Source organism: Ascidiaceihabitans sp. (assembly GCF_039986515.1).
Classification (GTDB): Bacteria; Pseudomonadota; Alphaproteobacteria; order Rhodobacterales; family Rhodobacteraceae; genus Ascidiaceihabitans.
The window spans coordinates 203916-217159 of sequence record NZ_JBDWQO010000018.1; the positions used below are offsets into that span (position 1 = coordinate 203916).

The window sequence follows — 13244 nt, forward strand, 5'->3', positions numbered from 1 at the left end:
GCTGGCTTTTGCGATGTGCCTATTGCGCTACTTTACCCTGCTCTTCCAAAAAGAGGTAGTCCGAAGGCGTCCAGTCTTGCGCAAACGCATCCGCGCGGTCCAGCCATTCCAACAGCCTGTCCTTGGCCGCAGGACATGTTCCCCAATACTCCAGAAACAATGCGTCTTCAAGATTGGTTGCGGCGGCGCGAAACTCTGTTTGGATGTCGATCAGGGCATTGATCAGAAAATTGCCTGTCGGTCCCTTTTCGCCAACGCTGCCTGCCGAATAAAGATCACGGGCCTGCGGGCATAAAACGCCGCGATAGGTCATCAGATACAAAACCGCATCCACATATTTGCGACGTTGCCGGGACCCGCCCACAATCTGGGGACACATCAACGCAGCTTCCGCCCGAAACTGCCGCTTTTGATGCTGTGGCAAATCCATGTAAACCTGCACTTGTAAGGGCAGCGAATGTGACTGATTGTCGACGTCACTGTCTTCAAGCCACCAAAGCCTTTCCCCGTCTTTCAAGCGCCCGCGGGCGTATTGGCGGATCAATGGCATCTTGTCGTGCATCGGCAGTGACCGAAAATCTTCGTAGGTGGTGCCGAGATGATCGAACAACGGGGTCTGTGTGCCGATTTCGATTTCAAAACGTGGAACATGGCTGGTGCGGACATGCATGATGGACTTGCCATAATCCGCCCAACGCACTTCGGGGGTGCCGCCGAATTTTCCGTAGATGACATAGATTTGGTCGACATTCTTGGCGCGTTGGCCTTCGGAAACGGAGTTGGCGATGCACCGCCAGCTGTTGCTTTCCGTGGCTTTGACCTCAACGCCGAAGCCACCGACAACGATATCGGGAAATCCCTGATCAATGTCGGGCTGTGCGTCCAGTCCGGTGCCGTGCAGCAAGTTCCCCATCACCGTACGCACGCGCAATTCAAAGGCGCTGGGCTTATGATGTCGGGTGCTGGCGCGGGCTTCGGCGGTCAATTGAACACACGCCGCCGCCAACAGGCCTTCAAATTGGGTTTTGTCCATGTTGTACGCCCTTTTGTCGGCGCAGAGTGCAGGGCGGGGAATGATTCTGCTAGGTGTTGTGTTGCGCTGTGTCCACTGGACCATGCGGTGACTTTGCATGGCCCGAAACCTGACCGATCAGGCCAGGCGTTGGACGATGCAAAACAGATCAAGTCTGGGTTGCAAGCTTGAACAGCAGATAAAGCCCCAAACCGATGCCACTTAGACCAGTATCAAGGGCCCCCGCCAGACGGCACATTACAAAAATGCGGGCGCCGTTTTCTTGGCCATGCGACCCCGACAGCGAAGAAATGCAATGCCGTGGCAGATGCGTGCCACAAAAAAGGTCGCGTCAATGCCACAAGTCGCAGTAAGGATTACTACTGAACAAGCTGCAAGATTTGGCCGCATCGGTGCGTGTGTTTAATCAGATCGAGATTTTGTTGTTTCGAGTATCTCTGCGGCCATCTTCTTCGTCCACGACACATCTGGAAATGTCATGTGATCCAGAACGTTTCGCTTCATAATGGTGGGGTTTTCGCGCAGCGTCTTTGCGTATGACTTCTGCCCTTCGCCTACTGGGGTATGTCCAAGGAAAATGTCTAACATCTTTGGTGCGATACCATCAGTCAAAGCGTTGGTTTCGAAGGAATAACGCCAACGTAAGCCATAGCGATTGAGGAAGATAATGCCAGTTAAGACATGTCAATCGTCAACGCGCGGTACGCCATGGCTGTTTGGAAAATAGGGTCGAAGCCGCGCCATTTGATCTTCGTTCAGCCAGTAAAGATTGCTCATAAAGTCCCCCAGATTGAGGGATATGAAGCACGCAGCCATCTCAGCCTCAGGTGGATTAATGGGTCCTGAGCCTAGCAAAAAAACCCTATTTGGACCCATAGGCGCTGACGTCAGACACTTCGGTGGGTAACGTTTAGGTGTGACAAAATCTAATCTTTCTCGTTTGTCAGCACGACCGTTGACGCGGCCGAGAACATGCCGCCGACGCCATGCACCATGGAAATTTTGGCGTTCTCGATCTGTGCAGGGGATACACCGCGCATTTGCCGCACGCCTTCTTGCAGCGCGTACATCCCATACATGCCAGAGTGCATATAGCTCAAACCGCCCCCGTTTGTATTGAGCGGCAGGCTGCCCCCCGGTCGGGTATGACCTTCGGCAATAAAACTACCTGCTTCGCCCGGGGCGACGAAACCCAAGTCTTCCAATCCGTAGATCGGCAGGTGGGCAAAGGCGTCATAGATCATAAGGTGATCCACATCGGCAGTGGATATACCCGCGTTTTCAAAGGCCAGTTTTCCAGAGATACGGAAGGCTTTGGAGGATGTGAAATCCTCCATTTGGCTGACCATTGGGCCTTGGGTACATTCGCCCCCCATGCCACGCAGATAGACAGGTTTGGTCGGAAAATCTTGGGCGCGTTCTGATGTTGTCAAAACCAATGCACCGCCACCGTCACTGACCAAGCAGCACATAAGTTTGCGAAACGGGTAGGCGATCATACGCGAATTCAACACGTCATCCACAGTCATTGGATCGCGCGCTGTAGCGCGAGGATGAAAACCGGCCCATTCGCGTTGGACCACTGCGACCATGGCCAGCTGTTCTTCGGTAAGACCGTGATCCTTCATTTTGCGCATCACGGGGAGCGGGAATTTTATAGGTGGAAATCGTGCGCCATAAACGTTTTCAAATTCCTGCTGCATTTGTGCGGGGAAAAGCGGGCGGTGTCCGCGGTTGTCGGATCTGCCGCTTTCGCCGTGCGTGATCAAAACTGTTGTGCACAACCCTGCCTTAAGCGCGGCGGCAGCATGGCGAACATGGGTGATAAACGAACATCCCCCGACAGATGTGCCATCGGCCCATGTGGGTGTGATCCCGAGGTATTCGGCAATTTCCGCCACGTCATGGCCGGCTGTTGCAATCCCGTCGACATCGCGGATCGATAGCCCACAATCGGCGAGCGCATTTAAGGCCGCATCTGCGTGTAGTCCAATCTGGCTTAACTCGGGCACTTTACCCATTCGTGTGGTTTCTGCTGCGCCAACAATTGCGATTTCAGTCAAGCTCATGCTGCACCTCCTTGGGGGCGAAACTGTGGAACGGTGACATCGCCGCGGTTTTCAAATGTGACTTCCACGGGCATGTCCACTTCAATCGCGCTGGGGTCGACAGGGCAGTCCAAAAGGTTGGTGAGCATACGCGTGCCTTCCTCTAATTCTACAACTGCGACGATATAGGGTGGTTCGTATCCGGGTGCGGGTAGATGGCTGATGACATAGGAATACAGCCGACCTTTGCCCGATGCTTCGCGTACAATAACGTCGCGGTTCCCGCAGTTTGGGCAAAAGGGGCGGGGTGGGAAATAGCTTTGATCACAAGAGGTGCAGTGGTTCAATAAAAGTTGCCCTGCCTTGGCACCATCCCAGTAAAACTGCGTTTCGGGATAGATTTCGGGGTGTGGTTTTTCTGTCATCGGAGATGTCCTTGAGAAAGGGGAAACTTAAGAAAGATGGGCAAGGCCGTTGTTCAGGACAACGACATCGCGTTCCAGCACGCGCGCGCGAAAGCTGACGGTGTCGCCATCTTCCCAAATCTCGGTGCGAATGGTTTCACCGGGGTAGACTGGCGCGGAAAAGCGTTGCTGCATATGCGTCAGCGCTGAAAAATCACCCTGTCTGAGCGCCATTGGCAAGGACCACGACGCCACCGCCATTGTGCACAGACCATGCAAGATCGGTCGTTCAAACCCGACCGCTTGCGCGACAGCAGGATCGGCGTGCAGTGGATTGAAATCGCCGCTTAAGCGATAGATTAGTGCACTGCGCGGTGATGTTTTGAAATCATGGTGCGTGTCAGGCGCGCGGTCAGGTAGGGCATGAATGGGTTTCACAGGTCCCGTCGGCCCCCCAAACCCGCCATCTGCGCGCGCAAAAGTGGTCGAAGAGACCGTGGCAATCGGCAAGCCGGTCGCTTTGTCCGTCAGTTTGCGATCTGTATAGATCAGCGCGCCTTTGTCTGCCCCTTTGTCGATGATATCGACGATTTTGGTTTCACCCAGAATGACCCCTTCTTGTGGGATCGGGTTGTGAATGGTCAGGGATTGTTCGCCATGCAGGATTTTTTGCCACGTCAGACCAGTATCGGGCTCCATCGCCCAAAAACCGGGATAGGACAGCACATTTACCATAGCGGGCAGTGGAGCAAAGCCGTCGGCGCGTTCGAAAATTGCCTGCAGCTCAGCTGTGGCCATTGGATCACCGCCGAGCCCAACACCCAAGGCAAACAGGCTGCAATCTTTGGCGGTATAGGCATGTTCGACCACATCAAAGGGTCGTGACAGCAAAGAATCTCTATCAATCATTGGCGTGTCCTTGTGTCAGTTTGTGTTCAGAAATTGTTGCCGCAACACCCGGCGCAATATTTTGCCAGAGGGGGCTTTGGGAATGTCTTGAACCACCTCGATCCGTTGCACGATTTTGTAGGTCGCCAATTTGGTGCTGAGGTAGGTTTGAATCTCCTCCAAACCGAGAACCTCGCCCGCTTCAAAGACAAGCACGGCCATGGGAACTTCGCCCTTTTCGGGGTCCGGCGCCCCAAAAACCGCGGCATCCTTGATGCTGGTGTGCGTGATCAAGGCGGCTTCGACCTCAGCGGGAGCAACAGGGAAACCGTTGCTTTTGATCATCTCTTTCAGACGGTCATGGATCGAAAGATGCCCTTCTGCATCAAATGAGCAAATATCGCCGGTGCGCAGCCAACCGTCTTCGGTCAGCACTTCGGCCGTCGCTTCGGGATTGTTGAGATACCCTTTCATCACAAAAGGACCTCTGACCCAAAGTTCGCCTGCGACGCCAACATCGCAGTCCTCTTTTGTATCAGGATCGACAATCCGGCTTTGTCCGTTCGCAACGGTCACGCCAAGGGTTTCCCATTTTGTACTATTGATGGGGTGTGAATGGCTGGAGCCGCTCAATTCCGTCATGCCGTAGCCTTGGTAAAACTGGCAGTCCAATCGTTCGCTAATCAGTTGCCCGATTTCAGAGGACAAAGGCGCGGCACCTGATCCGATATCGGTGACCGCAGACAGATCATAGCGGTCAACGCGTGGGTCTTTGGCCAGCATTACAGCAATAGGTGGAACGACATTCAGGCGCTTGGCTTTGGTGTCCTGTGCAATCTGTAGATATTCTTCAAGGTTAAAGCGCTGCATGAGATGCAAATGCCCCCCTGATCCAGGAAACACGATTTGGCAAAGCATCAAGCCGAAGATATGGAAAAAAGGCAGGAAGACAGGGGCCACGTCCTGTTGTCCGATGTTGCGGTTGTCTTGCCATTGGGTCGCGTTGGCCAACAGATTGCGATGGGTCAGCATCACACCTTTGGGCAGACCTGTCGTGCCAGAGGAATAAGGAATAACAGCAACATCTTGATCCGGATCAATTGGCACTTGTGTGGTGAGCGGGGCAGCGCCGCTTGTGTCAATGAAGGCATCAAGCGCTGTGGGGTCCATTGCTACGACATTGCGCAAATCTGTGTCGGACAAGGCGGTTTGCGCCATCTCCGTAAGGCCGGGATCATAAAACAACATCGCTGCGTTCGTCGCGCGCAGCTGGAAATCAAGCTCCGCTGCGGTGTATCGGGGGTTGATCATGGTCAAGGTGCCACCTGCCAGCGCAGTCGCTTGGAACAGCACAAAATAATGGATGCTGTTCGGGGCCATGACAGCGACAACATCCCCCTTTTGAAGCCCCTGCGCCACAAGCGCCCCGGCGAGGGCTTGAATTTGGTCAATCGCGTGTTGGCCGGTGATGGAAATGCCCGAAAAGGTCTCGGTGAAAACCGGAGCATCATGGCTTTTTCGCAACCCTTGGATCACCCATTCAGTGACGGACATGTCTGGCACGGGTAAGGCTGGATGCGGGCTATCGAAGATGATTTGTTTTGACATAACGGCCCTATGAAAAGTTGAATTTTGGCGGCTTTTTCTCGGTAAAGCGCCCGATAGCATTTATGTGATATTCACTGGTCAGGCATTGTGCCTGTGCTTCGGCTTCCAGCTTCAGCATTGTTTCTGCATCACTTTGCAATGCGCGCCCTGTTAGTTCTTTTGTCAGTGAAAACGCCAACTGAGACGTTTCTTGCATCATGCCCGCGATCTCTAAGGCGCGGGGTAAAACGGCCTCTGGGGGTAGCACTTCCATGCAAATGCCAAGCGCTTGCGCTTCGGTGGCCCCGACAACGCGCGCAGTATAAAACAGCTCGCGTGCTTTTTGCAGACCAATGATACGGGGTAGGGACCACATCAGATTGCAATCTGGCACAGCCCCCACCTTGGCAAAGGACGCTCCAAATTCGGCCCGCTCGGAGGCGATCACAATATCGGCGCACATGGCCAGCCCAAAGCCAGCACCATAAGCAGGACCATCCACCGCTGCGATCACAGGAACGGGCAGCGCGCAGAACTGCTTGAACCAATCGTGCAGGGCTTCCATCCGCGCTTTGGCGGTGTCATGGCTATATTCCTCGCCGGATTTGTGGCGGCGCAACATGGCCTTTAGATCACCGCCGGCACTAAACACGCCGCCCGTTCCGGTCAGCACAACAGCGCGCAAGGTTGCATCACCTGTTAGCGCTGCGGCGGCGTCGCGTAGCCCATCGCGGATGTCTTGGGAAAATGCGTTACGGCTTGCCGGTTCGTTCAATTCGATCAAAGCTACATCGCCGTCGCGCGTCACTTTTACAGCGTCACTCATCATCGGTCTCCTGCATCTGTGCTTTGATCCCGCGTTTGTCGATCTTGTTGGCAGGGTTCAGTGGCAAAGGGCCGTCCCAAATCGTGATCTTTTTGGGAGTTTTGTATCCCGCGATTTTGCTCCGGCAGTGATCGATCAAGTCTTGTTCTGTGGCTGTTGCGCCCGCTTTGAGCGAAACCGCAGCAAATACCATTTCGCCCCATTTTTCATGGGGAAGCCCTAAAACCGCCGATGACGCGACCGCAGGATGTTTGGACAAACAATTTTCGGTCTCTATCGGATAGACGTTTTCACCACCTGTGATGATCATCTCTTTCGTGCGGCCCGCGAGATAAAGAAACCCATCCGCATCCTCATATCCTGCATCGCCTGTGTGGTAGAACCCGCCGCGCAAGACGTCGGCGGTTTCCTTTGGTTTGTTCCAATACCCGTTCATAATCTGCGGACCGCGCACGATTACCTCGCCGGTTTCGCCCTGTGCGACGGGCACACCGTTTTCATCGACGACACGTAAATCCGTGGTGGAAATGGGGCGTCCAACGGACCCGAGTTTGGGGATGACGCCATCAATCGGCACATGATCTTCGGGGCGCAGCACACACAGGTTGGGAGCCGCTTCCGTCATGCCATACCCTTGGCAAAAGCTGACACCGGGGATTTGGTCCAGACATTGCTGGATCACACCGATGGGCATGGGGGCCGCACCATAGGTGAGACAACGCAAGGATGAAAAATCAAACTTGCTGAAATCAGGGTGGTCCAAAATCATCCGCAACATGGTTGGCACCATCGTCATCGTGGTGACCCGCTGTTCTTGGATCAGACGCATCGTGTCTTCGACATCAAATTTGGGTTGGATGATTTTGGTGGTGCCATATCCCACTGAGGTGAACACCCGGCTGCCAGTACCAAGATGGAACATCGGTCCTGACAGCAACAGCACATCATCTGCTGCGTATTTGTACAACGGGCCTGTGCCCATCGTGTTGGCCAAAATGTTGGAATGGCTCAACATGACGCCCTTGGGAACACCCGTCGTTCCCGACGTATAGAACAAAATCATGGTATCATCAGAGGCAGAAGAGATGTCGTCGAACGCATCAAAGGCCACGGTGCCTGCGTTTGCGATTAGATCTTCGTAAGGCAATGTATCGTTTGGCATATCTGCACTGGGGCTATCCCAGTCCGCAAAGATCAGTGTTTTGAGCGACGCACATCGGTCGATCAAGGCTGCAGCGACCGTTTGAAAGTGCCGATCTACAATCAGAATTTCTGGTGTGCAGTCCTCAATTGTTTCTACAAGCTCGTCCTCTGACAGGCGGTAGTTCAGGGGCACGCAAATCGCCCCGATCATGCAGGGCGCTAAGTAAGATTCGACGATCCAATGGGAATTCATGCCGAGATATCCAACTCGGTCGCCCGGTTTGACACCCAGATCTTTCAACCCTTTGGCAAGACCGTGCATGCGCTGTGTATAGGTCTGCCAATCGTGGCCCCGTGTTTCAAAATACGTGGCTGTTTTTTCTGGCGTTTGGAACGCATATTTGCGTGCAAGATCAGGTAAACGGATCATTTTTGCCCCCCTAATACGGAACGCCCGATAATTTCACGCATGATTTCACCAGTGCCCCCTGCAATGCGTCCCACACGTGCATCGGCCCATGCGCGCGCAATCGCGTATTCCCACATATATCCATAGCCACCATGAAGTTGCAGAAGGTCATCCAGTCGATTGCAGAGCATTTCCGACGTCAGCATTTTGCCCATCGCGGCATCAACTGCGTCCAAATCTCCAGCCATGTGCATTTCTAGGCATTTATCGACAAAGACACGCAGCATCGTAGCTTCTGCTTTGATCTCAGCCAGTTTGAAGCGGGTATTTTGAAAATCTGCGATGGTTTTGCCAAAGGCTTTGCGCCCTGTGACATGTTCAATCGTCCATTCGAGCGCGCCTTCCAGATTGGCGACGGAGCGTACACATTGCAAAAGCCGTTCTTGGGGGAGTTGCTCCATCAGATAGTAAAATCCGCGCCCTTCTTCACCCAGAAGGTTCGCCGCGGGGACACGGCAGTCATCAAAAAACAGCTCTGCGGTGTCTTGCGCTTTCCAGCCGATCTTTTCGAGCAGCTGATTGCCTTTGCGAAAGCCGGGTGTGTCGGCAGGCACAACAATCAAGGAGATGCCCTTGGCGCCAAGGGTCGGATCGGTTTTGCACGCAAGCACCAGTAGATCACAGTTGCCGCCGTTGGTGATGAACACCTTTTGCCCGTTGATCACATAATCATCACCGTCGCGCACGGCGGTGGTTTTGATCCCTTGCACATCAGACCCTGCGCCGGGTTCCGTCATGGCAATGGCTCCGATCACCTCTCCGCGCGCCATGCGAGGCAACCATTCTGATTTCACGCTCTCGGCCCCGTAGTGCAGCAGATAAGGCGCCACAATATCAGAGTGGAGGCTGAAACCAGGCCCCATCGCCCCGACGCGGGCCAATTCTTCCATTACGACCATCGAAAATAGAAAATCCGCACCCACACCGCCGTATTCTTCGGGTATCGCTGCACACAAAAGACCGCTTTCGCCCGCTTTCAGCCAAGCGTCTCGGCTGACGCGCCCTTCTTTTTCCCATTGTGCGTGGTTGGGTACGATTTCAGTCGCAACAAACCGGCGCACCTGATCGCGAAACATTTCATGGTCTTCGTTGAAAACCGTACGCTGAAACATGGGTCGTCCTCCGGGGTGATATCGCGTGATTGTCTTTTAGCATTAATATTAGCTTGCAAATAATAATCAAGGTAATTAAATGTCAACTCAAAGATCTCAGAGGATAATCTCATGTTGGACGGTAAAGTTGTAATCGTGACGGGTGCAGGCCGGGGTATTGGCCGTGACATCGCATTGATGATGGCGGCCTATGGCGGTCGGGTTGTTGTGAATGACCTTGGTGGGGCGGCGGATGGTGATGGCACAGATGCTGCGCCTGCAGAAGACGTGGTGGCCGAGATTGTCGCAGGCGGGGGTGAAGCCGTTGCAAACTTTGGCAATGTGGCGAAAGCACAAGACGCCGAGGCGATGTATGCGCAAGCTATGGACAGCTTTGGTGCGGTCGATGTTGTCGTGAACAACGCGGGCATTCTGCGCGATACGATTTTCCACAAGATGAGCCATCATGCTTGGCAATCAGTTTTGGATGTGCATCTGAACGGTAGCTTTAACATGGCCAAAGCTGTCGCAGGCCAGTTCCGTGAGCAGGGGTCAGGATGCTTTGTTAATTTCACCTCGACATCCGGGTTGATTGGCAATTTTGGGCAGGCCAACTATTCTGCCGCGAAGATGGGGATTGTTGGTTTGTCCAAATCCCTGGCCTTAGATATGTCGCGGTTCAATGTGCGGTCCAATTGCATTGCGCCCTTTGCGTGGTCCCGCCTGATCGGAACGATCCCGGCCAACACCGAAGCCGAGGCCGCGCGTGTTGAGCGGATCAAAGCAATGACCCCCGCAAAAATTGCACCGCTTTGCGTATCGCTGGCCGCACCAGATTGCGATGTCACGGGCCAAATCTTCTGCATCCGCAAGAATGAGATCTTTTTGATGAGCCAGCCGCGCCCGATCCGGTCCGTACATCGGGACGATGGTTGGACACCTGAATCAGTCACGGAACACGCGCTTCCCGCACTCAAGGCGGACTTTTACGATCTGGACCGTTCCGGTGATGTTTTCACCTGGGATCCAATTTGACCCTTTCCCAACGATATCCCAAGCCGCTATGTCAGCGGGTGTGCCCCTTTGGGGGTGCGCCTGTGACCACACGCGAAAGGGTCTGTTGTGAATAAACATCCGAAACTGGCACAAATCCAACAACCAATCTTTCAAGAGATTGCGCGCTTTCGGGGCATCATCTTTGATGCTTTGCTGAAACCGCATGATGTCACCATGAGCCAAGGATGGATACTTGTGCATCTTTGGTACGAGGACGGGCTGACGCAATCGCAACTGGCCAACCGTATGGAAGTGGCGACCGTCACGGTTTCAAAGCTGATCGACAGATTGGAGGCGCACAGTTTCGTAGAGCGGCGCGCCAATGTGGAAGACCGACGGTCCAATTGTGTTTTTGCCACCAGCCGTGGCCGTGACCTTGTTAAGGTGATGACCGGGATCATTGCTGACGTTGATGAAATTGCGAACACAGGCGTAACAGAAGAGGATCTGGCAACGACGCTCAAAGTACTGGCGAAAATGCGGAATAATCTGAAAAAGCAGATCGTATCAGGCTAGACGCGTCAGTTTCCAGTTGGAATTTTGACACAGAACACTCAGGCACCACCCCAAAGACACGGGCCCTTAAGCGGCCTACGCATCATCGAATTTGCAGGCATTGGACCGGGTCCATTTGCGGCAATGATGTTGGCTGATATGGGCGCGGAGGTGATCCGTGTGGATCGCATTTCGGATGTGCCTGCACACCCCAATGACTTTACACTGCGCAATCGGCGGTCTCTTGCGCTGAATCTAAAAGACCCCAAGGCAATCGACATCGCGTTGTCTTTGATAGCATCCGCCGACGCGTTGATCGAAGGGTTCCGCCCCGGCGTGATGGAGCGGTTGGGCCTGGGGCCAGATGTGTGCAACGGGCGTAACCCCAAATTGGTGTATGGGCGGATGACGGGGTGGGGGCAAGACGGGCCATGGGCGCAGGCGGCGGGCCATGATTTGAACTATATCGCCCTGTCTGGCGCCTTATGGGCTACGGGCGAAGCGGACAGCAAACCGACGTTTCCCATGAACCTGTTGGGGGACTATGGCGGGGGCGGCATGTACTTGGCCTTTGGAATTGTCGCGGGCATCCTGAATGCGCAGACGACTGGTAAGGGCGATACCGTTGATGCCGCGATTTGTGACGGCACCAACAGTTTGATGACCTTCATTCATTCACGCCGCGCCATGGGCCTTTGGGAGGATCGCCGTCAGGCCAACAAGCTGGATGGTGGTGTGCCGTGGTACGATGTTTATCAATGTGCTGACGGTGAATGGATCAGTATCGGCGCGTTAGAACCCCAATTCTGGGCCAAGCTGCTTGAAATACTCGACATCCCTGCCGATCAGGTGGGCAGGCGAGATGACCCCAGTACCCACGCCGCGACGCGCACCCTATTGGAACAGACGTTTGCGGCGCACCCACAGGCGTATTGGAACGATCTTTTGAGCGGCACGGATGCCTGTTACGCGCCTGTTTTACGGCCAAATGAGGCCCGCACGCACCCCCATATGGCGGCGCGTAATGCTTTTCAGCCACAAGGTCCAGAACAGCCAAGCCCGGCCCCACGTTTTGCCCTGGCAGGCAACGGCCCGATGCAACCGCCATCCGATCCCGGTGCTGAAACTGTAACACTGCTCGAAGAGCTTGGGTTCAGTGCAGACGATATTCAACATCTGATTGTCCAAGGCGCGATCTCCGAAACACAAACAAAGGAAAACGCAAAATGACCCTCCCCAAAGCCCTTCAAGGATGGCGATTGCCGTTGATCGGAAGCCCGTTGTTCATCATTTCGCGTCCAGAATTGGTGCTGGCCCAGTGTAAGGCCGGAATCGTCGGGTGCTTTCCTGCGTTAAATGCGCGTGAAAAGGACGGTGAAAGTTTGGATGCGTGGCTGACCTACATTAACGAGGAACTGGACAGGCATAATCAGGAAAACCCTGACCGCCCGGCGGCCCCGTATGCGATCAACCAGATCGTTCACAAATCCAACGCACGGTTGGACCGCGACATTGAGATTTGCGTTAAACACAAAGTTCCGATCTGGGTCACATCCCTTGGTGCGCGGGTCGAGGTGAATGAGGCGGCACATTCATGTGGGGGTGTGGTGTTGCATGATGTGATCAACAATCGCTTTGCGAAAAAGGCGATTGAAAAAGGCGCCGACGGGCTCGTCGCGGTGGCGGCGGGTGCGGGAGGGCATGCTGGTGCGCAATCGCCTTTGGCGTTGATCCAAGAAATCCGTGCGTGGTTTGACGGTCCACTTTTCCTGTCAGGGGCGATTGCGCGCGGGGATTCTATCCTTGCTGCGATGGCGATGGGGGCGGACGGTGGATATGCCGGTACGCTCTTTATCGCCACTGAGGAATGTGCCGCAGTGCCGGATTATAAACAGATGGTTGCGGATCATGGTGCCGAAGACATCATCTATACCAATCTGTTTACAGGGGTGCATGGTAACTATCTCAAACCGTCGATTGCAAAGGCAGGCATGAACCCTGCTGAACTGGAAATTTCAGATCCCTCTAAAATGAACTTTGCAGAAGATCGTGAGAAACCAAAAAGTTGGAAGGAAGTCTGGGGCGCGGGGCAGGGGCTTGGCGCGATTGAAAAGGTTGTCCCGACAGCCGAAGTGGTAGACCGTTTGGAGCGTGAATTTATCGCGGCTCGCGAACGCCTTAGTGGTCAGTTGAAAAGTTACTGA

At 54.3% G+C, this 13244-nt stretch carries 12 protein-coding genes and 1 pseudogene; 4 read left to right on the top strand and 9 right to left on the bottom strand.

All coding sequences use genetic code 11. From position 1 onward, the window contains the following. Positions 1–19: 19 nt before the first annotated feature. The 9 genes and pseudogenes from ABJL60_RS18615 to ABJL60_RS18655 all read right to left on the bottom strand — a co-directional run bounded on the left by ABJL60_RS18615 (position 20) and on the right by ABJL60_RS18655 (position 9510). Positions 20–1033, bottom strand: a complete 1014-nt coding sequence (locus tag ABJL60_RS18615) for a hypothetical protein (RefSeq protein WP_348374291.1) — start codon at positions 1031–1033, stop codon at positions 20–22. A gap of 687 nt (positions 1034–1720) precedes the next feature. Beyond that, positions 1721–1810 (bottom strand): annotated as a pseudogene (locus ABJL60_RS18620) (IS5/IS1182 family transposase); the annotation flags it as partial. A 149-nt stretch (positions 1811–1959) separates the two neighbouring features. After that, entirely contained in the window at positions 1960–3102 is a 1143-nt protein-coding gene (locus ABJL60_RS18625) for a thiolase (RefSeq protein WP_348374292.1), read from the bottom strand. Then, on the bottom strand, positions 3099–3506 hold the full coding sequence (locus tag ABJL60_RS18630; RefSeq protein WP_348374293.1) for a Zn-ribbon domain-containing OB-fold protein: 408 nt from the start codon (positions 3504–3506) through the stop codon (positions 3099–3101). Before ABJL60_RS18630 ends, ABJL60_RS18625 begins: the two co-directional genes overlap by 4 nt. Before the next feature lie 27 nt (positions 3507–3533). Then, entirely contained in the window at positions 3534–4394 is an 861-nt protein-coding gene (locus tag ABJL60_RS18635; protein WP_348374294.1) for a MaoC/PaaZ C-terminal domain-containing protein, read from the bottom strand. A gap of 15 nt (positions 4395–4409) precedes the next feature. Next, positions 4410–5981, bottom strand: a complete 1572-nt coding sequence (locus ABJL60_RS18640) for an AMP-binding protein (RefSeq protein WP_348374295.1) — start codon at positions 5979–5981, stop codon at positions 4410–4412. A gap of 7 nt (positions 5982–5988) precedes the next feature. Then, positions 5989–6786 carry an enoyl-CoA hydratase/isomerase family protein gene (locus tag ABJL60_RS18645; protein WP_348374296.1) on the bottom strand — a complete coding sequence of 266 codons (798 nt, stop codon included), beginning with the start codon at positions 6784–6786 and terminating at the stop codon, positions 5989–5991. After that, the gene (locus ABJL60_RS18650) at positions 6779–8359 is read right to left on the bottom strand and encodes a long-chain-fatty-acid--CoA ligase (protein WP_348374298.1); all 1581 of its coding nucleotides are present in this window, start codon (positions 8357–8359) and stop codon (positions 6779–6781) included. Before ABJL60_RS18650 ends, ABJL60_RS18645 begins: the two co-directional genes overlap by 8 nt. Beyond that, a complete protein-coding gene (locus tag ABJL60_RS18655; RefSeq protein ID WP_348290322.1) occupies positions 8356–9510 on the bottom strand; it encodes an acyl-CoA dehydrogenase family protein in 1155 nt (384 codons plus the stop codon). Before ABJL60_RS18655 ends, ABJL60_RS18650 begins: the two co-directional genes overlap by 4 nt. Before the next feature lie 111 nt (positions 9511–9621). Between ABJL60_RS18655 and ABJL60_RS18660 the strand changes: the two genes are divergently transcribed. The 4 genes from ABJL60_RS18660 to ABJL60_RS18675 all read left to right on the top strand — a co-directional run bounded on the left by ABJL60_RS18660 (position 9622) and on the right by ABJL60_RS18675 (position 13244). Further along, complete coding sequence (locus ABJL60_RS18660) at positions 9622–10524, top strand: SDR family NAD(P)-dependent oxidoreductase (RefSeq protein ID WP_348374299.1); 903 nt, start codon at positions 9622–9624, stop codon at positions 10522–10524. 87 nt (positions 10525–10611) lie between these two features. Beyond that, on the top strand, positions 10612–11061 hold the full coding sequence (locus tag ABJL60_RS18665) for a MarR family transcriptional regulator (protein ID WP_348290318.1): 450 nt from the start codon (positions 10612–10614) through the stop codon (positions 11059–11061). 24 nt (positions 11062–11085) lie between these two features. Next, on the top strand, positions 11086–12270 hold the full coding sequence (locus ABJL60_RS18670) for a CaiB/BaiF CoA-transferase family protein (protein WP_348374300.1): 1185 nt from the start codon (positions 11086–11088) through the stop codon (positions 12268–12270). After that, complete coding sequence (locus ABJL60_RS18675) at positions 12267–13244, top strand: nitronate monooxygenase family protein (protein WP_348290314.1); 978 nt, start codon at positions 12267–12269, stop codon at positions 13242–13244. Before ABJL60_RS18670 ends, ABJL60_RS18675 begins: the two co-directional genes overlap by 4 nt.

Bases quoted from the DNA above. Each gene is read 5' to 3' on its own strand.
- ABJL60_RS18615 (WP_348374291.1), bottom strand. From the start codon at position 1,033: ATGGACAAAACCCAATTTGAAGGCCTGTTGGCGGCGGCGTGTGTTCAA.
- ABJL60_RS18625 (WP_348374292.1), bottom strand. From the start codon at position 3,102: ATGAGCTTGACTGAAATCGCAATTGTTGGCGCAGCAGAAACCACACGA.
- ABJL60_RS18630 (WP_348374293.1), bottom strand. From the start codon at position 3,506: ATGACAGAAAAACCACACCCCGAAATCTATCCCGAAACGCAGTTTTAC.
- ABJL60_RS18635 (WP_348374294.1), bottom strand. From the start codon at position 4,394: ATGATTGATAGAGATTCTTTGCTGTCACGACCCTTTGATGTGGTCGAA.
- ABJL60_RS18640 (WP_348374295.1), bottom strand. From the start codon at position 5,981: ATGTCAAAACAAATCATCTTCGATAGCCCGCATCCAGCCTTACCCGTG.
- ABJL60_RS18645 (WP_348374296.1), bottom strand. From the start codon at position 6,786: ATGAGTGACGCTGTAAAAGTGACGCGCGACGGCGATGTAGCTTTGATC.
- ABJL60_RS18650 (WP_348374298.1), bottom strand. From the start codon at position 8,359: ATGATCCGTTTACCTGATCTTGCACGCAAATATGCGTTCCAAACGCCA.
- ABJL60_RS18655 (WP_348290322.1), bottom strand. From the start codon at position 9,510: ATGTTTCAGCGTACGGTTTTCAACGAAGACCATGAAATGTTTCGCGAT.
- ABJL60_RS18660 (WP_348374299.1), top strand. From the start codon at position 9,622: ATGTTGGACGGTAAAGTTGTAATCGTGACGGGTGCAGGCCGGGGTATT.
- ABJL60_RS18675 (WP_348290314.1), top strand. From the start codon at position 12,267: ATGACCCTCCCCAAAGCCCTTCAAGGATGGCGATTGCCGTTGATCGGA.